At 37.7% G+C, this 18,993-nt stretch carries 12 protein-coding genes and 5 pseudogenes; 5 read left to right on the top strand and 12 right to left on the bottom strand.

Going from position 1 to position 18,993, the window contains the following annotated elements; all coding sequences use genetic code 11:
* Nucleotides 1-350 precede the first annotated feature (350 nt).
* From AB4493_RS18155 to AB4493_RS18145, 3 genes are all read left to right on the top strand, one after another.
* Nucleotides 351-944: a response regulator transcription factor gene (locus AB4493_RS18155; RefSeq protein ID WP_170962835.1), complete on the top strand. Its 594-nt coding sequence runs from the start codon at nt 351-353 to the stop codon at nt 942-944.
* Nucleotides 945-966: 22 nt separating this feature from the next.
* Nucleotides 967-1,329 (top strand): hypothetical protein, encoded by a 363-nt coding sequence (locus tag AB4493_RS18150; RefSeq protein WP_372155559.1) that lies wholly within the window; start codon nt 967-969, stop codon nt 1,327-1,329.
* 193 nt (nt 1,330-1,522) lie between these two features.
* Nucleotides 1,523-4,234, top strand: coding sequence for a hypothetical protein (locus tag AB4493_RS18145; RefSeq protein ID WP_372123121.1), 2,712 nt, complete (start codon nt 1,523-1,525; stop codon nt 4,232-4,234).
* A gap of 116 nt (nt 4,235-4,350) precedes the next feature.
* On the opposite strand, the pseudogene tnpC reads toward AB4493_RS18145, so the two are convergent.
* The 4 genes and pseudogenes from tnpC to AB4493_RS18125 all read right to left on the bottom strand — a co-directional run.
* Nucleotides 4,351-5,011 (bottom strand): annotated as a pseudogene (gene tnpC, locus AB4493_RS18140) (IS66 family transposase); the annotation flags it as partial.
* A 321-nt stretch (nt 5,012-5,332) separates the two neighbouring features.
* Complete coding sequence (gene tnpB, locus AB4493_RS18135) at nt 5,333-5,560, bottom strand: IS66 family insertion sequence element accessory protein TnpB (protein ID WP_372123119.1); 228 nt, start codon at nt 5,558-5,560, stop codon at nt 5,333-5,335.
* Between the two features lie 89 nt (nt 5,561-5,649).
* Nucleotides 5,650-5,936, bottom strand: a pseudogene (gene tnpA, locus AB4493_RS18130) (IS66 family insertion sequence element accessory protein TnpA); the annotation flags it as partial.
* A gap of 285 nt (nt 5,937-6,221) precedes the next feature.
* Nucleotides 6,222-6,488 carry a hypothetical protein gene (locus tag AB4493_RS18125; protein ID WP_372155558.1) on the bottom strand — a complete coding sequence of 89 codons (267 nt, stop codon included), beginning with the start codon at nt 6,486-6,488 and terminating at the stop codon, nt 6,222-6,224.
* Between the two features lie 284 nt (nt 6,489-6,772).
* Between AB4493_RS18125 and AB4493_RS18120 the strand changes: the two are divergent.
* A pseudogene (locus tag AB4493_RS18120) lies at nt 6,773-6,935 on the top strand (IS5/IS1182 family transposase); the annotation flags it as partial.
* 95 nt (nt 6,936-7,030) lie between these two features.
* On the opposite strand, the gene AB4493_RS18115 reads toward AB4493_RS18120, so the two are convergent.
* The 7 genes from AB4493_RS18115 to AB4493_RS18085 all read right to left on the bottom strand — a co-directional run bounded on the left by AB4493_RS18115 (nt 7,031) and on the right by AB4493_RS18085 (nt 16,993).
* Nucleotides 7,031-10,306: an Ig-like domain-containing protein gene (locus AB4493_RS18115; RefSeq protein ID WP_372155557.1), complete on the bottom strand. Its 3,276-nt coding sequence runs from the start codon at nt 10,304-10,306 to the stop codon at nt 7,031-7,033.
* Nucleotides 10,307-10,324: 18 nt separating this feature from the next.
* Nucleotides 10,325-11,089, bottom strand: a complete 765-nt coding sequence (locus AB4493_RS18110; RefSeq protein ID WP_136973902.1) for an outer membrane beta-barrel protein — start codon at nt 11,087-11,089, stop codon at nt 10,325-10,327.
* 1 nt (nt 11,090) lies between these two features.
* Nucleotides 11,091-12,185 (bottom strand): hypothetical protein, encoded by a 1,095-nt coding sequence (locus tag AB4493_RS18105; protein ID WP_372155556.1) that lies wholly within the window; start codon nt 12,183-12,185, stop codon nt 11,091-11,093.
* Nucleotides 12,182-12,940: a hypothetical protein gene (locus AB4493_RS18100; protein ID WP_136973900.1), complete on the bottom strand. Its 759-nt coding sequence runs from the start codon at nt 12,938-12,940 to the stop codon at nt 12,182-12,184. Before AB4493_RS18100 ends, AB4493_RS18105 begins: the two co-directional genes overlap by 4 nt.
* Nucleotides 12,941-12,948: 8 nt before the next feature.
* A complete protein-coding gene (locus tag AB4493_RS18095; protein WP_372155555.1) occupies nt 12,949-15,699 on the bottom strand; it encodes a TcfC E-set like domain-containing protein in 2,751 nt (916 codons plus the stop codon).
* A 15-nt stretch (nt 15,700-15,714) separates the two neighbouring features.
* Nucleotides 15,715-16,350 (bottom strand): hypothetical protein, encoded by a 636-nt coding sequence (locus AB4493_RS18090; protein ID WP_372155554.1) that lies wholly within the window; start codon nt 16,348-16,350, stop codon nt 15,715-15,717.
* A 67-nt stretch (nt 16,351-16,417) separates the two neighbouring features.
* Nucleotides 16,418-16,993 carry a hypothetical protein gene (locus AB4493_RS18085; RefSeq protein WP_136973897.1) on the bottom strand — a complete coding sequence of 192 codons (576 nt, stop codon included), beginning with the start codon at nt 16,991-16,993 and terminating at the stop codon, nt 16,418-16,420.
* Nucleotides 16,994-17,232: 239 nt separating this feature from the next.
* Between AB4493_RS18085 and AB4493_RS18080 the strand changes: the two are divergent.
* A pseudogene (locus tag AB4493_RS18080) lies at nt 17,233-18,076 on the top strand (IS5 family transposase).
* A gap of 637 nt (nt 18,077-18,713) precedes the next feature.
* Here AB4493_RS18080 and AB4493_RS18075 read toward each other — a convergent pair.
* Nucleotides 18,714-18,993, bottom strand: a pseudogene (locus AB4493_RS18075) (hypothetical protein); the annotation flags it as partial.

Below are 18,993 nucleotides of genomic sequence, written 5' to 3'. Positions count from 1 at the left end.
GATTTAGGAAACAAAGCCAATTATATCCTGAGTTACACCATCAATCTTGCCGCTAATATTGATAAAGGCACTGTATAAGGTTTGACGAGATAGTTCCGTCAATATTCAATAGAAATTCTTGGTTAAATCGATACCCGCAACTTTAATGGACATGGTTGTTACTCCTACCTTTAATGGCTGGACCTTTAGTGTGGTACAACAATGCTAGAAGGGAGATGCGTCCATCACATCAAAGCCTTTCCAAAATGGAATGTATGATTTCCACACATTCATTCAGAATCATCCTACATTATATGTAAGGAATCAATGAGCACGGACTTCTCAATTTAATTAATGAAAGAGAGATGACAATGAACTCAATGAATACACTAATCGTAGATACCCACCCTATTATACGTAATGCGTTAGTTACAATGCTTGAAAATACCAAAATTGCGTCGATTATACTTCAAACTGACTCAATTAAAGATGCAGCTAAATATGTCCGTAAAGATTCGATAGAGCTAATTTTATTGGATGTAAACCTAAAGGACGGTAGTGGCTTAGACTTCATCCGCCGTCTAATAAAAGGAGGCTTTCAAGGGAAAGTACTATTTATATCATCCGATGAGCACCCTACCCTTAATCAAATGGCAAAAGACATTGGAGCTAATGGTTATATATCCCAAAAAGAAGAGCTATCTTTAATCAAAGATGCAATCATAACTACCAGTCGAGGTTACTCTGTTTTCAAACAAAATCTAAATGTAAAAAATAGTTCTCCAGTTCTATCTGAACGAGAGTCTATTGTATTTAACTATCTATCAAAAGGTTATTCTAACAAGAAAATATCTGAACTACTCTCTTTAAGCAATAAAACCATCAGTACTTACAAAACTAGAATTTTAGATAAGTACAATTCATCTTCGATCATTGAGATTATCGAGTTGCAAAAAAAACACTAATCAAACTTATAAAAGTGATTAAGTGAAAATTCAGATTTTGCCAATTTTAATAGCGAAGATAAACACTATGAAAGAGCTCCAAAATGCCCTTTACCACATGAGCAAGAAATTGCTTATTGAAAGCGGTTTTACCAATAATCAAGCAAAGAAAATCATTTATTTTGAAGTCTATAAACTGAGGGATCAAGATAAGAAAAAGATCCAAAAAATAATTTATCAAGATGGCATTAGCGTGCAAAAAGCAAAAGAACATGTAATAAGAAACAAACAGAAGGCCCACTATTCTAGCTTAGCAGAAGACTATTATGAGAAATTTTTGGAACGTTATAAAAGTGCACTATTTGATTTACCTAATTTAATTAAAATTCAGAAGAAACTAAGATAGAAAATCCAAATTTTGTCCTTAGTGTAATTTTAACAAACTCTCAAGAAACGGAGGGAATCACTCCTAATCTATCGTAAGAAAGCTCCCAATTAAGGTGGCTGATATTGCTTCTCTGGAATAGATATATTACACATCAGGATTCTCGAAAATATAACAACACTCCTAATTTTAGAAAAAGGTTGATAAGATTAAAATGTCGATGTTTAAAAAGTATAAATCTGAACTGATTTTTTGTGGAGCTCTATCTTTAATTACGCTTACAGGTTGTGATAATCATAATGCCTTCCAACCTATTAGTAATTTTAATGATGGTGCTTTCGTTACGAAATTACCTTCAAATACAGTAATAGGTGATATTTATCCCGTTGCATTTACTGTATTATTGAAACAAAAGCTTACTGAAGATACTACAACCCTGTTTGAAACTCAAAACATGTTGGTAGAATATTCAAGTATTGATTGTTTATCCACAGATTTGGACGACACTCATTTGTGTACAGTGACATTTAGAGTCACACCAGAAAAAAGTGGCTTTAGTGAATTGTCATTACGAATAGGTGATCAAACCTATACCAATCAAACCAATGCTACCGATAGTGCAATCGTAGGGTATGTCCACACAAATCTATCTCAAAAATTTGATATAGACAAAGCGTCCCCTATTAGTTTCGTATTTATTAATACTGGGCAAGCTCAAGCGAATAACATTAAAATTAAGTCAACGAACTCCGAAACACTAACGAATGTGAAAACCACATGTAGTTCAACATTGAAAGGTGGAGAAGCGTGTTATTTACATGGTGACTATATTCCATCAAGGGCAGACTCTTACGGCATTCAGTACGAACTCACATATGACGAAGGGGAACCTGTTGTTGTGGGTACAGAAAACGTCCCGAAAAAGGATACTCTAATTGGAAATACCGTACTTAGCTTACCTCTAAACATAGCAATAGAAAACAATTATAATGTAGAGTTCCAGTTTAAAAATATGAACTCTGAACCTGTGGTTAACTTAAAGACATCGTTGTTGGCCCCAGGCATCAGTCACATTCGGTTTAATAGCTGTAATAGTGTATCGCTAAACCCTGGCGAGTCATGTTCAATGATTGCGTCTGTCTTGGCAGACCAAATTGGCACGTTAACAGCAGCCGCTCTTGTGTATAGTGATGATGGTGTTACCGCATATGCAACCACAACGAGTAATGTAGTTGAAGCTCCAATTGTAGCCAGCGTCGACCAGGATATACCTCAACAAATGGTATTGAACGAACCATATAACTACCTTGTTACTTTTACCAATACAAATAAAAACCATGATGCGACAGGAATACGTTTTGCCCACTTATATCCAGAACATTATGAAGTTCTAAGTAATACATGTACTGATTCAACGATTAGGTCTGAAGAAAGCTGCCATCTTTCAATAAGCACTTCTGCAATTAAACCCGGCATACAACTCTATGCGAATTATTTAATGTTCGATCAAGGAACGGTAGTAATTGCAAACTCAACTTTATCTATGGCTTCTGCTCATTCGTTAAACAGTCAAGTTGACAAAGGATTTCCAGATAACATGGTTCTAAATCATAGCTACCCCTTTCATGTCACTTTCACAAATACAAGTAATGTAGACACTGAAACCTTGACGATTACATCTGAGCATACGAAAGGTGTAACGATTGTTTCTAACAGTTGTGATGGCAACATTCTTCCAGCTGGGGAGTCTTGTATACTGAGTGGGGAGTATTTTTCCGAAACTCTTGGTCCCGTAGAGTTAGTAGGTAATTTAAACTACGGTGCTAATTTAAAAGAAACATTTGTTCTCTCTGGTGAAGTGGTTACCGTTCCTATTGTTGGCTCAATAGAGGTTGGATTGCCACAAAATGTAGGACTAAATAGTACATATCCAATTCGTTATATCTATCGAAACTTGAGTGACTTCCATGACGCAAGTATGATTCATACAACGTTATCTAGTACTGCTCCAGTGAATGTTACCAAGAACACATGCGGTTCCATCAGTACCTTGGCCGCAGGAAAAGAATGTGAAATTTCAGGTACGTTTACAGCGAGTGAAAAAGGTCAGCATCAATTCACCTCTTCCTTGTATTATATGGAAGGAAATGAGGTAAAAATTCAAAGTTCGGCGGTAGTGAGCGATGTTGTAGTATCTTCTCGAGTAGAGGGTGGGTCATCTTTAGTCGGTTTAAATAGTACATACTTGATTAAATACTATTTTAAAAATGAGTCAATCGCGCCAGCTACAGGTATTAAAATTACCCATTCAGAAGACCTCGTCGTCCATACTAATACATGTGGCTCGATATTAGCCGGCAATAGCGATACAGAATGTCACATTGAGGTGGCGTATACACCTCGCATATTGGGTTACTATACCTATGAGTTTTCACTTGACTACACAGAAGGGGAAGCTATTCATTTAAAGCAACCTGTCAAGGTTGTCGATATGATTGAACTTGATGAAATGGTATTCACTTCGGACTCACTTAGTCACAATTTCGAAGCCAGTGACTACTTTAATTACTTGGCAAATTATGGGTTTACAATGCAAGCAACATTGCAAACCATCCCCGTTAGCGGAAACCCAGAAACTGTTATTCACAACGGTTGGGGCTCGACAGATTTGGTTTTTGAATTAACTAACGGTTATCCCATTAATTTTATTGCTAATCGCAAGAACGATTGTGGCACACAAGTAATGAATGCTTCGGTAGGTTGTCAGTCCAGAAAATTGCCTCAATTTCGATTGAGCATACCTAAAGATAAGTTTGACACTTTAGCTATAGGTGAGCAAAGTGGTGATATTTACGTTAGCTTAACGCAATCCAACAATACTCATGTCGCATTATTTAAGCTCCCGATTCGGATTAATAAGTTATAGTTAATTGTCGAGCTTTCTTAACTTCTTAAATTTTAGAGTATGGAGGTGGAGGTACTCAATCAACGCCTTACTCTCATTTTAATGTAAACGCCCCATGAGCCCATGGGGCGATATAACTAGTGTTTGAAGTTCCAAGGTAGGAGTGCGTCGATATCAGGCTCTGTTTTCGCCAACTCTTTCATGCACTTGACTATGTAGTCGTAGAAGATAAGACCGTTGGCTTTCACGGTCTCGATGATGCTGTAAAATATTTCGCTCGCATCAGCGCCGTTTGGTGCATTAAGGAATAACCAATTTTTCTTCCAATAGCCAGCAGTTTAATTGCGCGTTCAGCGCGATTATTATCGATAGATAAGTGACCATCGTCGATATAACGAATGAGCTTAGGTTATTGCCCGAGCGTGTATTTTATCGCTTTGCCTCGTGGGCTAGAACATATCACTTTCTGGGTCGTCATCTATTGGTAAAGGTCATCCAGTATCAGCTTGGCAAGCGCTTGACGCTCTGCTTTTCATTCTTCAGTAGGCGCACCTTTTTTGCGTAATTCTATCCCGTAGAGTTTTGGGATTTTAGCCAACGCCTTATCGGCCTTGCCCGACTTACCTTTACCTTGAAGCTTTTTCTCATCCATAAACTTGCCCGAGCATGAACCAAGCCCCTCATACTGGTGACTTGATGAACACAATCATAAGCAGCGTAACCATCGGTTTGTAGATAACCGTTGTAGTCAACTAAAAAGTCAATAGGGCACGCCCTCTCGCGACTGTTTTGATAGTCGTCAATTCAACCTCTTCTTCCTTAATGGCTTCACATTCCGCTTCGTTGAAGAGGTCACCTTATGATTCATCGTAAGGCTTTTTCGACTCCGCGCATTTAGCAAACTGGCGGGCGAATGCGAGCTTAAGCTGTTCAAGCAGCAATTGACGCTCTTGTTACCATTGTGATTCCTGATACTATTGCGAGAGCATCAGGGCTTTCACCATTGCTCGTAGCTCGGCAACATTTTGATTTTCTGGGTTGATACTTGGCGTCTTTTCATGGCATTTATTATACTAAAATCGTGCCGTTAACGCTTGGTGGATAAGGCTTTGTTCACGATTAACTCATTGTAAAATCGTTTATTTTGACGCACACGGGTTCATGCCCGATAATTGTGAAGTCTGAAAGCAGTCTATCAAGCTCAAATTGTGTGAGGGTAAACACCTGACTTTTTTCATTTGAAGGCCACTTATCCTTGGCTTTTTCAAGGCGTTTATACCAAAGGGAGAAGCCTGTTTTCACCCAGTACAACACTTTAATCTTATCGTGCTGTTTATTGGTAAACAAGCACCGCTGCCAAGAAGCAAGTCAGTGTCATTTTCGAAAATCGTAGCAAGACCGTTGATGGACTTTCTAAAATCGACGCTTTCACTATAAAGGTAAATCTCTGGTGCTTTAAGAATACTCAGCTCCACATCATTGATGAGAAGTGTCATGTTAACCGTTGCTATCTGGACCTGATACTTAATTGTCTTTTCGACGATTTCGTCTCTAACAAATCCGATAGGCTCAGACTGGTTTGCTATTTGGAGTTGACGCCGCTTTGCGAAGAACGTAGATAAACTCAGTCCATGTTGTTCTCAAAAAGTGCGTGGGTAATACTGCTGCTTTCATATTGTTCAAACCATGCTTGCCATTCTAGGTTGGTACGTCGTTTTGTCATTTCAACTCACCTTTGGGGTGAAGAATTGCTCCTATTCTTCGTGCTGGATGAGTAGAATTCGGAGGTTAAGTCGCGCTCATATTTTAATGACTAAATATCAAATTATTAGGCATTACTCCCCTTCCCAGAACATTGTTCTGACTGCTCATTATTAAGTATATATTTACGGAAGATGGACCCTTTGTTATGTAAGCGCACCACACTCTCACATGGCGTGCTTTAATAAATAAATTCTAAGAAAGTAATGATCTTTCATCTATCTTAAGCTTGGTAAGTTTTTTCTCTTTATAAATGATAGGAGATAGTGACTATATCATTCGTTTGGTTGATTTTTAGTTCTCTAGTGCTTTCCAAATTTTCCTTGAGGGGGTCGATAAGCTTCAAGCCATCGATTTCCCATTTAAGATCATCCTTATCTATAGTCAGATTTTCGGGCATATTGAACTCTGGGATTTTACCTAACCAATTGAGCGAAATTGAAGCACTATTCAACACTGGGGAAAATGATATTAAAAAGATGATATAGGTCGCTTTTGATGTTGCAAATTGCATAACGTCTTCCTTGAGTTATAATTCAACCCTTAAACAGTAGAACATTGCACAACAACAGTCTAGCGACTAAATTTATCCGTTATACTTTACACACAAAAAATCTAATTAATATTTTAATTTTTCAATCACTTACAGAACCTACAATGCGTGATTTTGTTGCTTAAATCGATGGAACTAAATTGAGAACCTACGATCTGAACAGCCACATCCACTACCTCTCGTAGCCCTATGCCTAAACCTCGTCACAAAACAACCATCCTTGAGGTGTCAGATGATAGCGCTGACGTTCACTCTCAGAAACAGCGATATATCGAGTTAAACATTTGCTCAGAGTACAATTAGATTTCAGAAATTACAGCACACAGTCAGGGTGAAACTTACGCGATGATAAAAGCGTTGAACAAGCTTACTGGATTAGGCATGCCTGAAACTTGTCGTATTGACTAAAAAGCATGCGAAACGAGGTCGCTCTATTTCAAAATTCAATTACGCAAAAAATGCCACCAACAAATTCTTTGTTGGTGGCATTTTAAATATAACTTTTACTTTTTAATGCAAGTCATAGAATAGGTCTCGGTCTGCCAGTCGTAACTTCGTGCACCAGTTTCAATATTAGTGAAGTATGCTGATTTATTGTCGCGCCAAGCCTCCCAGATCAGCTTGCTTCGACTGGGAAATGCTGTTGTCCATAAACCGCCAATACCATTCCCACGAAGATGCTGTATATCGTTGTGACCTGGTCGTTCAAAACCATTACGATTATTACAAAAATTAACAGCTTGATTCCACGTACCAGCTATAGGAACAATCCAATAATAATCGTTTCCAAAAACTAGACCGTTATCAACGGTATATCTTATGCTATCAGACGATCCATCAAGGCTTGCCGTTATTTGAGGGTTTGCCCAAGCATACGAGGAGTCATGGTTCATAGGGGTGAATACAACCCCTTTATCCACACTAACGCCACTCGCAGCATGAGAAAGGCTCCAAGCCGCACGATTTGTAACATCAACACTAGTACCATCACTCATATCCGCTACCGCTTTAAATGCTAGCCTATGATGTCTCACTGTTTCCGTGCCGTTTGGAGCGCTTACCGTCATACTCATTGCTATAGCGTTAGTCACGTTAAAGACTGCCGAGTCGCTATATGATTGGTTATACGAGTTAACGCATGATAATTTTACGTTTGCGTTCCCGATGTTATTTGAAGAAGCCAATACTTGGCCGCTTTGATCAACCGTTGCTACGTTATGATTGCTACTACTCCATGTACAACCCGGTATACCGTTACCAGTAGAAGCTGAACCATCACTATAAATTACTCTTGATGTTAGGCGATGAGATAACCCTTGTGGACGACTAACATTCGTCTCGGTAATCTCAACGCCCGTGATATATGCACTAGTCAATTTGATATTCTTCGTTAACGTCTTAGAGCCTAGTTGAAAAGTAATCGGTGATGAATTCTGAATCGTTAGGCCTGAAAATCTATTTTCATCACGATCAAAATGTGTATTATCAAAATTCCAATTAGCGCTTGGGTCTGTTGATACATCCCTAGTGCCATTAGTGTATGTAGCTGAGATCGTCAATTTGAATTTGCGCCCTAACGGATACGAGTCCGTAACTACACTAGTATTCACATCGGAAGCGGTAATACTATCGAGACTCACAAGCTGAGCTCCATTTACATTAATGGTTTGAGCTGTCGCTGATACTGAACCAGAACGCCATGTGAGCTCAATATAACCAGTAGTTGTGCTATTGGCTCTCGCTTTACAAGAGCTAGTATCACAATTAACAGTGACTAAGGAGCTGCCAGTTAACTCATTCCCTGCCGTACTATTGATCCATTTGATTGAGGTTCCCGCTTCATGTAATTGCTTTTTCGTTCCATCACTGAAGTTTATTTCACCAGTCAATGTAATTTCTGCTCCCAAAGGAACGGAGTTGCTCGACACATGCAAAGTACCACTGGTTACAACCGCATTAGTGACCTCCATTGACAATTTGTTCGAACGCAACGGATCATTAGATGCATCGTATTCTCCATGTACATCTGTCGTTCCCACTGTTTTACCAGTAAGTTGATTACCTTTAACTTCAAAGATTTCGGTACTTTGCACATAATTTGCAAGCGATTGATCGTAGGCAATCATATCACTTTCATGAGAGCCATCATTATAGTAACCCGACAAGTTTGCCGCTATAGGGTAGCCTTGCGCAACAACAAGTGAAGTAGTGCCTGTTGGGGGAGCTGCCGAAAGAGCAAGACTTGTCAGCATTCGCTTCCCTCTCAGTACACAAGCAGGAAAATAGCTCGTTAATGCTGATGTTGGATCATCCAAATTCGCTCTATCAATAGTGTAAGGTGGAAGTGAGATATCCATTAACTTATAGACACTAGAGCTTAAGTCTTCTTTAACCAGATAAGTCGTTGCATTAGGCCATTTAGATGAAGTCGTCCAACCTCGATCAACCAAAGATTTTAGTTCAGCGGCCGTCGCTATTTCAGCTCCAAGTAGATCGCAGTAATGAAGCAGATCATTACTGTTCAATCGTCCAACTAAGTAATTTGCCCCAGACTGACTCACATTAAACAAATCCGTAAACAAATAACTGTTAGCGACCAATTCATTGATGCCTTTGGGTGCAAAAAACAACGTTCCAGATGCTGGATGAGTGATATCCGTCCAAGTTGGAAGAGCGTCTTCATCCAATACAACAATGGTTAAGTGACCTATTGCATAAGCACCTTTTTTATCACTGACCACATAAGTGACACTATGATCTTTCTGAACGGAAGTTTGGAAGAAAAACTCCATATTAGCAGGGTTATTAGCATTGGAAGCTTTAATTCTAGTATGTGGCGCGCTCATCGAATGGACATAAATAAGTTGTAGAGCATCGCCATCGATTGACGAGACATAAGGGCTCACATCAATATCAAACCCTGTACGAGCATTCTCCAGAGAAACATAGCCCTTGCCCGTATCATAGGTAACATCAGGGTTAAGAACTAAGATGCCTTGGTTTGCACTATTTGAAACCACAATATCTATAGTGCCACTATACGCTATCGCATTAGCACTATCCGTATAACTGTACATTAGCCTATCCAGGCCCGTAAATCCGAGGGCAGGCGTATACGTAATTTTATCATTACCAGTATCAACGTTTACAATTGACGCATTACCAAATGGTTGAGACACACTCCCCCCTAACGCCATATTTGAAACGTCCATACCCTGCTCTAGAAGTTCATCGAGTAGATTAATTGATACTGGTTGATAAACACTACTCGAATCGTTGACTAAAGCAATTTGAGAAAGAGGCGGCAGTTCTGTACTGTTAGCATTGCTTACAACAACCCTAACCATAGCAGTATTTGTATCAGTGCTTGACTGAGAAGATACACTATAAGCACTATTCGTTAGTGTGGCAATCTGGTAATTATAATCACATACTCTTGCCTGTTTCCGTGGAACAGTAAAAGAGTATTCATCAATAGACGAAACATTACACGTAGGGTCATTACTATTAACACTAACAACATTAGTTAACTTAAATGCATTATCATCGCTATCCTTCAACACAACGTCATACAAATCAACGACGAAGTCATCTTGGGCTAACTCTGTATTAAACAATGCATCTTTAGCAACAACTTGAACAGGAGCATCTACGTCTACCGGCTTCAGTGACGAATTACCACTTTCACTTTCACCACCACAGCCGTACAAAGTGGCAGTAGCAAGACTATACAATAAAAGCTTCGAACGATGTGAAAAAAAACTTTCTTTTATTCTCATTACAATATGCCTATATTACTATTGTTTTATTGGGTAAAAAATACGCTCACCCGGATAGATTAAATCGATTGATCTATTTCTCAATGACAATTGTGGGTTTGCTAAAATAACATCACCAAGTGGTATATTTAGTTTTTTACCAATCTTTGTAAGGTTGTCATACTTTATTACCACATAATAGTCATAATATTTCTTCGATTTTTTCTCTTGTAAGTTCATCTCACTTGATGAGATATTCACCTCATCAGTATCGGCAATAACACTTATCGGTTCATAATAAATGCTAGATTGTTCTTCCTTGAATCGAACGGAAAAATTATAATTTAAAGAAATAAGAAATGAGTATACGTCATCATATCTATTTGATATCAAACTTTGATAACCTACATCCACATACCAATCATTATTTAAATGGTAATTGATACCCATATTAATTGTAGGATTGAAATTATCTTCCAAATAACTCAAGCCAAAACCTGCATAAATTGATGCGTAGTCGCTCACTTGCCAATTTTTCTTAGAACGTAAGAAAATATCATTAGGTTGTATTTCATTTTTATTTGTAAAGTCTGTAAATCCTGTTTCCAACAACCATTTGCTTTCAAATTTATAACCAATAGAAAACTCGAAACCTTGTGACTCTAAATACTTTTCTTTGTTTTCTTTCAAACTGCTAACATAACCAACACCTAACTTCATGTTGTTGTAATTAACATCTAAACTTTCATTAGCTTTTAACCCAAAAGATAATAAAACTGATAGAAAAATAATCATTTTATACATGTTAAATCACCGGTTCGATAGTAACATCGACAATATCGTTATATTTACCAGAAATGAGGGTAGTACCATCTACGTTCGAGTAACCAAACCTTAAAACAAATGTAATATTTTTCGCAGGATCACTTCCAATCAGCACATTATCATTTTTAACTTCTCCGATTTTATCTACCATTTCGATAGTTTCAGTAAGCTTAGAACCGCACCTTATACATTGAATATAGTAAGGGATATTTGGACCTGACACGGATTCATGATTTAAAGAATACTTTCTGTTACTAATTGATAGCCTAATCCCATTATCGAAATACCCTGCAACACTTACACTGACATCTTCAGGCACACCATCAACAGTACGAGAGGTGGAATCATAAACTGTTGTAATATCGACATTTTTATTACTTAGATGTACACTTGTTATCCAAACAGGGTCATAGTTAATAATTATAGATATTGTTTCATTGATTATTCGATGAGTTAGTACGTTTCCAACGTAGTAGTTGACCTTAATTGAAATAGGAACAAATGCGGTATAGACACCTTTAGGTTGCCCATCTAATGCTTTTTGTATATCAGCATCTTGAATATCAATAATTGGACGATATAGAATAAAAGGTATCGTAGAAGCAGCATTTGATATTTTACTAGCAGACATGCAGTTTGCCCCCCTCATATCAATCATTGAGCCGGAAATACTATCCTTTAAGCAAGCGTGTCCTAAACCAGAGTTAGAAATAATATTTGATATACCAGTCGTATTATATTGTACGCCTACAACACCAATTGGAACATTAGCCGACTCCCAGTAGCGACCGGTGACAGTACCAGAAAATCTAACATTGGTTGGCGGTGCAGCAACAAATGTACCAGGCACCCAATGATTAACAGTTGGTAATCCGAGTCTACTTGCTTGCGACCATTCCGCAGGAACTTTCGCTGAAACATCTACATTCAATGCGTTAGTCCATACTGTGCCAGTAATATCAATATTTGCTCGGTATTCTACCGCTGCAAATGCCCGAGAACCAAATAAAATATTAAGCAATGTTAAAAATAATACTGTATTTAAAAAAAACACAATCATTAATATACGTTTCATGTTTTGTCCTTAATAAACCCCAGTGGATGTAATACTTTTTCAGTTTTATAACTACCATTATAAGAGGATACATTTATATTAAGAGACTTATCTTTTACACGCTCATTAAGAGAAAAAGTTTTAGTTCTACCAGCAACTACAACGAATCGACTGTAACATTGCTTTGTATTCGTCTTGCTTTCACAATCATCGATAGAAACATAAATCATTGTATTGCTTTTGTTCTCAACAGTGATATTTTCTGAATTTGAACGAATCGTATAATCTATTTTAGGTTTATCCGTTGGTATAATAAAAACGGGAGCGAAACCGTAATTTAGTTGCATTGAAGATGAGTTTTCAACACTTTCGTTAGGACCTGTATATGGAGCAGGCATAAAAGTAACAAAAAACATCAAATCTTTTGAGTCATCACAAGTTGTGTTGTAACAAAGACTTCGAATACCTACATTACGAGACTCACCAGGTTGGAGAACAAGCTTATTTAATGTTGTACTAATTTTCCAATGTTCAAAGTTACCTGAATTATAGGGCGTTTTTATAAAATCACTACCCTTATCATTCACATGAAATTCATCAATGTTCGCATTTACAAACAATGGTTTATCATTAGTATTAGCGACTGTAACGATTCCATTCTTATTCTTATCTGCAATCACAAACATTTTATCAATCGTCAAGCCAGACGCATTTACTGTTGATAAAAACTGAAGGCCAACAATGCCGATTAGATTAATAGTATTCAATAATTTCATATTCAAACCTAGTTATTTACAATTGGATATTTAATGTTGCTCGCACTATTTTTTATAACTATCTTTTTAAGTTGCTCTAACTGGTCAGAGTAATTAGAAAATAGTGCATTCATCATGGTCGTGTTTTGAGCAACATAAACAACCGTCATTGTTTGACCAACATTTTTTTTAATAATTTTGTAACCGTAGTCTTTTAATTGATTAAGGAACTCATTATTATCAATATTTTCCTGTCGAAAAACACCTATATAGCTAGCTCGATACCCCTTACCTTCCAACTCAATTTCGTGCATATTCGCATAGTCAGTTGGCAGACAATAGTTAAGCCCGAGATTAAGGCGTACAATTTTGTTTCTATTGGGAATAAAGCACTCGCCTCCTTCAGAAGCCAAGTGAAAATCCAACCCTTCTAAGACGGTCACACGGTAAACACCATCTGTAATTTCATTGATGCTAATACAACCTTCACCTTTACAAGTCACACCTTGAACTAAATCTTCGTTCAAATCATTAAATCCACTTATAAACGACACTTTTCTATGAACATTTGGCTTTATTGTTGCAATAGATCCTGGTGTTGTGAATAATTTAACGCTCGCATCACCAGTGTTATACAAGTCGACACTTTCTGTATCGAAAAACACTTCATACTTTTCATAATCTCCCAATGGAATAACCTCTTGATCTTCTTCGATCATTTTCTTGGTCATTATTTTTCCATCCCGCTTAACCATCAAATATCCACGGTCAATTTGATTATCATCGTCCCATTTTTCTTTATTATCAATATCTAAAACCAAATAAGAATTAGATGGGCTTGATGATACATATCCGTCTTCAAATAAAATTTGAGATGATGATAGACTCCCACTTATACCAACACTTCCATCACTAGAAAAATAAGCAGATGTACTCGCTCTTCCAAAAGGATTATTTAAATCGGCAGAAAACGTACCACTCTGCCAAAATGAATCGCGATTTCTATCGTAGGTACTAGAAACCTGTAAAGAATTAGAAATCAATTTTGAATCAAAGACCTGTCTCTTACTTATAGAGTTGGTCATTTGACTAATTGAAGCGTCATCTCCGCCTCCGTAAATACTCGAAGAAAAATCCATCGAATCAGATAATGGTAACGTCCAATTAAAAAACACAGCATTTGTATCAAAGTCTGTATTAAAACTGATATCGACAGTGGACTTATTTATGGAGTTGAATCTATATCCAATTGTTAGGTCATCGTAGTTATAGTTCTCTTCTTCGTATGTGCGCTCGCCATAAATATAGATTTCATCTAGTTTTCTATTATAAGAATACGTTGCATAAAAAGAAGAACTTAGTCCAAATCGGTAATTAGTCGACAAGTAGATTCGTTCATAACTTTCGTCACCATGAAGAGTATTAGCTAGATAACTACCTTGGTTATCCAGTCTTTCATAATTTATATTTCCGTAGTTTGACGACAAACCACCATTGATATAGTTTGCATTTTCAAATAATTTAACACTCAATGAGATATCAGAATCAACACTTAATAAAGAATAACGAATCCCACTTTCTAGTGCTGTATCTTGCGAAGACTTCATCAACCCTGATCCAATCATCAGCGATGGCAAAAGTTGATAACTTATTCTCCCTTGAACAAATAAATCGCTATCAATCACATCATCATTAATGGCATTATCAGGGGAGAGTTGTCCAAAAGCCAACATATAGTCTATGTCGCCTTGACTCAGTGTATCCGTATCGTTGTTATAAACAGAATAACTACCACGGTTTATAGTCTCTCCACCAAGTCTTAAAATGATTTCAACTTGATAACGTCCTCTTGGAAGCTCACTATAATTTACGGTATTTTTCCCTTCACTAATGCGACTTTGGTAAATAATTTTCCCGTCTCTTTGGACTTCAACATCACCGGACCGAGGTGAAAAGAATGCGAGATGCTTCTTCGATGATGCTTCGCTAACAAGCATGTTGGATGACGAGCCAAAAACGACAGCCGTTTGTGGAGCTTGCGAGTTAAATCCTAACAAGAAATCAGTACTATTTACCTCTGGCGAATATTTGAAGTAACCAGCTCTAATCACTTTGTCGAGCACATCAAGATTGTACGACAACTCGTAAGCAGTTAGCTCGTTGTGCTTTTCTGAAGATACCGCCACACTTAGGTCAGACCTCACATAACCGTATGGTAGCCCAAACGTTGCTTTATCATTAATAGTTAAAATTGAATTCTGGCTAGAATAAGCTGAAAAGTAAGCATCAACATTGTTAACAAACCCTGGTGAATCGTTAAAATTTGAATGATAATCAGAATATACATTTCTAGCATTTAAGTTCAATATCTTTTCATCAACAAAAAAATAAATTTCTTTATCATTAAAATTATATAAAAACTCATACAAATCAGGGGTTATCAAACAATCTCGAACATAACCTTGGCAAAAAGATTTGTTAGACCAACCATTCTCAAAATTTTTAATTATTTCTTCATGATATTCAGCTTTCACATCGTTAACATTTAAGTATTGAACAATCAAATCTCGATTCTCAAACTTAGCCGTGTCATAATTCGCATTAAATAACATTGGCTCGCTAAAACTACCATCAAGATTTTTTAATCGGATTAAAGTATCTTTAAAAGTAAAAAAATCATCGAACCCTTGAGGTACGGTTCCATTCTTTGCTTTAACTTCACCAAAAAATAAGGAACCTATCAAGATAGAAAATAAAGTATAATAGTACGATTTTCTCAAAATTTTTCACCAAATTCATATGCCAACAGTAACAGTAAACAACAATGAACCACTGCACTCTGTATTCAACGCGCTTCCTGTAGGCATTATTGAAGCAATACTATTGAAAGCCAAAAAGTCAAGATTCAATTGATGAGTGTTCTTTTTCATCTCAATTATCCCACCCGAAGGAATATACACTTCGGAAAAATCATTGACAGAAGTTACGCCATCATGACTACCTATACCCGTATAGGTGTAATCGTTACTGCCAGACCCAACCTTACTAATCTTTACAGCAACAAATGTAGGATTCATTTTTTGACTTGCAGAAAAGTCGACCTTATTTGATGGATATATCCTATTAGCACATTCTGCTTTATTCTCTGTAAGCTCAACTCTGTATGGGACATTTAAAGTCACACCCGAAACCTGATTAGGAATATCTGTTTCTATAACTAGACTCACAGTTTCACTCTCAAAACGACTGCCGTCTGACATTACCTTCAAATTAATATTATCTGGTATCATTTTAATATCAGTTATAGATTGAGTGTACAATTTTGAAACATCAACTTCACTTTGAATTCGAATTTTTTCTTCGTATCTCTTCACAGCAGAGTTAACATTTGATGTGAAAACCAGAATAAGTAGACCGAGATATTTTTTCATCGATTTTAAAACAACTTAAAATGGTGGCAGTGATAATTATTAATAACATGCCACCTATTATTAATAATTATGCCGCAGTCGCTGAAATACCAACTTCGATCGAAATATCTTTACCAGCAACTTCGCTTGGATTTAGTGGTGTATCATTTTTCACGCGAATACCTACTTCATTTTGACTTGTCGTTGTCCAACTGGCCTTTTCATCGACAGGAGTACCATTGATCGTCACGATGATAGGATTGTTACCACCATTTAGAGAAGCAATATCTACACCAGAGCCAATAGTTCCAGCCACATGTTCAACGCTCCAAGTGATATTAATGGCAGTAACAGCAGTACCATTGAGCTCTGAACCTATACCCCACTTATCACCGGGAACAGGAGCTGAAGCTGAACCAGTATTCTCACGCAACTCAAGCACAATATGATTAGATGCGAATTTTGCATTCGATTCGACGCTGATTAAATCCCCTCTAAATGCATCAGCTGTAGTGGAACCATTATGACCAGTAATCATGTAATCACCATGTGCGATGCCGCTACCTACTTGTCCGGTCCATGAAAGGGTAGCCGTACTACTTGCAAGAGCATTTAAGCTCACCGCACCAAAAGCAATACCCAAAATTAATGCGTGTTTTTTCATTTTTATCTCCTAGTTTTTATAAGCACAAATTTGAAACATGATTATAAGAACTAGGAGATAAAAATGAGATAGGAATACTCTGAGGCTTACGTAGTCATCCTCTCATGATGAGCTTTATTTCCTAAATCAAGGTACTAAATCTTCAACCTACGATCTGATCAACTACATTCACCACACGTTGTAGCCTCATGTCGAAACCTAGTTACAAAACAATCAATTGGAAGTAATGCAACCAAACGATTATTAACCGTTGCTCTCTGACTTATTAATTGATGACGAAACGATTAGTCAATGACCACAAAGCAAACAGGGTAAGCTCGGTAGCTCAAATCAGTTCAATGATTTGGCTATCATTAAAGCGAGTATTACCAATACCCCAGAGGGCATTCCAAGGATTCATCTATTCGATATTTGGATTAGCCTATGATCGTTAAGTTGTCCGTAGGACACTTGTAGTAGCCGAAGAACCAAGCAAGTAGAGATTTCATTTAAGACAAGGGCGATACGACACTTAGCCATTGATGCGACTGGTCTTAAGGTTTATGGCGAAGGTGAATGGAAAGTAAAAAACACGGGACAGATAGTAGGAGTAGTGTCTCGAGAAAGCTTCATATTGAAGTTGATACAAGCACTCATGAAATCATTGCAGTTGAGCTAAGTTTATCGACGGTTAGCGATGGAGAAGTGCTCCCGAATTGACTGAACCAAACACGGCGAAGCATCCTAGAGGTGTCTGGTGATGGTATTTATGAAACGAGAGCGTGCTACGCTGCTATTAAGATTAAGCGAGTGACTTCGCTTGTTCCTCCAAGATAAAGGGTAGCGTTCAGGAACTCGACCATTCTCGAAATCGCTCAGTGGGTTGCTAGAAATTATACGGCTCAAATACGTATTGAGAAGAGCGGTATGGTTACCACAAACGCTCACTCTCAGAAACGGCGATGTCACAAGTTAACCAATTGTTAGAAGGACGATTAGATTTCAGAAATTACAGCACACAGTCAGGGGGAAACTCGCGCTACGCTCTAAGCATTGAATTTGCTTACTAAGCCAAATATGCCTGAAAAATATCGAGTTGATTGAAAAAGACGAAAAACAGATCTATTCGATTTCCAAATTAAATTAGCAACACATATGGACGCACCTCTGGCTGCAGTGACTAATTGAAGGGTACGGCGGCTAATATATATCCGACGCATTTCTAGGTCTACTTACGACCAGCTCAATGAGTATTTCTCTCCTTCCTATCTATCCTAACGTGCTTTTAAATCAACTTGTTGCGTAATCAGACTATAGCAACGATGGCTCTCCGTTTTCATCGGATTAAAAGCTCGGTTAAAATCATACTCACAATCAACGGCTAGAACACATCAGACCACACGCCCAAGCTTATTTGCCAAAGCTATAATCGCTCTAGCCTTGCCACATCGTTCAATCAGTCCCCTTAACCAAACTCACAACGGTGTAAACCGCGAATAAGTTACTCGTCTGCAGTAGTTTCACTAAACTCAGAACCGTACAAGTGGTGATAAACTGGGAACTTAGCCACTTTCATTTGATAAACGATACTGCGTATCTCTCTATCTGATACTTCCGCTTTAAGCAGTGTTTCCAGTCTCGGTTAAGCCTATTGATAAGTTGGCCAGTTTTGGGAAGCAAGTTCGGTAATCGTGCTCGCTATGCCTTACAGTTTGAGGGATTTTAAGGTGCTCAAGAGTACTTATTTCTTTATCTCTGCCGTTTCTTTGCAACAAGATAGACTGTAAGTATTTAAAACTGTATGGCAGTAGATGGACGATACGAAATTTCGTAATGAACCGGGTTCACGCTGAACTACTAATAAGTAATATCCCCAATCGTAGATGATATGGGTTGTCTCATGTTTTGACTTGAACACGCGTTGCTGCTCAGCCACGAACTGCCACTCCGCAATGATGAATATTTTATCGGGATTGGCGTGCAGACTGACTCTGTGGTTAGCGCAGGGCGGGATCGCACTT

This window comes from Vibrio sp. 10N.222.55.A1 (genome assembly GCF_041473835.1).
Taxonomy (GTDB): domain Bacteria; phylum Pseudomonadota; class Gammaproteobacteria; order Enterobacterales; family Vibrionaceae; genus Vibrio; species Vibrio crassostreae_C.
The sequence above is the reverse complement of the archived record's forward strand: the minus strand, read 5'-3'. Positions and strand labels throughout refer to the sequence as shown.

What these genes read in the sequence shown, in the direction of transcription:
- AB4493_RS18125 (WP_372155558.1), bottom strand. Translation starts at nt 6,488, where the DNA reads ATGCAATTTGCAACATCAAAAGCGACCTATATCATCTTTTTAATATCA.
- AB4493_RS18100 (WP_136973900.1), bottom strand. Translation starts at nt 12,940, where the DNA reads ATGAAATTATTGAATACTATTAATCTAATCGGCATTGTTGGCCTTCAG.
- AB4493_RS18115 (WP_372155557.1), bottom strand. Translation starts at nt 10,306, where the DNA reads ATGAGAATAAAAGAAAGTTTTTTTTCACATCGTTCGAAGCTTTTATTG.
- AB4493_RS18110 (WP_136973902.1), bottom strand. Translation starts at nt 11,089, where the DNA reads ATGTATAAAATGATTATTTTTCTATCAGTTTTATTATCTTTTGGGTTA.
- AB4493_RS18105 (WP_372155556.1), bottom strand. Translation starts at nt 12,185, where the DNA reads ATGAAACGTATATTAATGATTGTGTTTTTTTTAAATACAGTATTATTT.
- AB4493_RS18090 (WP_372155554.1), bottom strand. Translation starts at nt 16,350, where the DNA reads ATGAAAAAATATCTCGGTCTACTTATTCTGGTTTTCACATCAAATGTT.
- AB4493_RS18145 (WP_372123121.1), top strand. Translation starts at nt 1,523, where the DNA reads ATGTCGATGTTTAAAAAGTATAAATCTGAACTGATTTTTTGTGGAGCT.
- AB4493_RS18155 (WP_170962835.1), top strand. Translation starts at nt 351, where the DNA reads ATGAACTCAATGAATACACTAATCGTAGATACCCACCCTATTATACGT.
- AB4493_RS18085 (WP_136973897.1), bottom strand. Translation starts at nt 16,993, where the DNA reads ATGAAAAAACACGCATTAATTTTGGGTATTGCTTTTGGTGCGGTGAGC.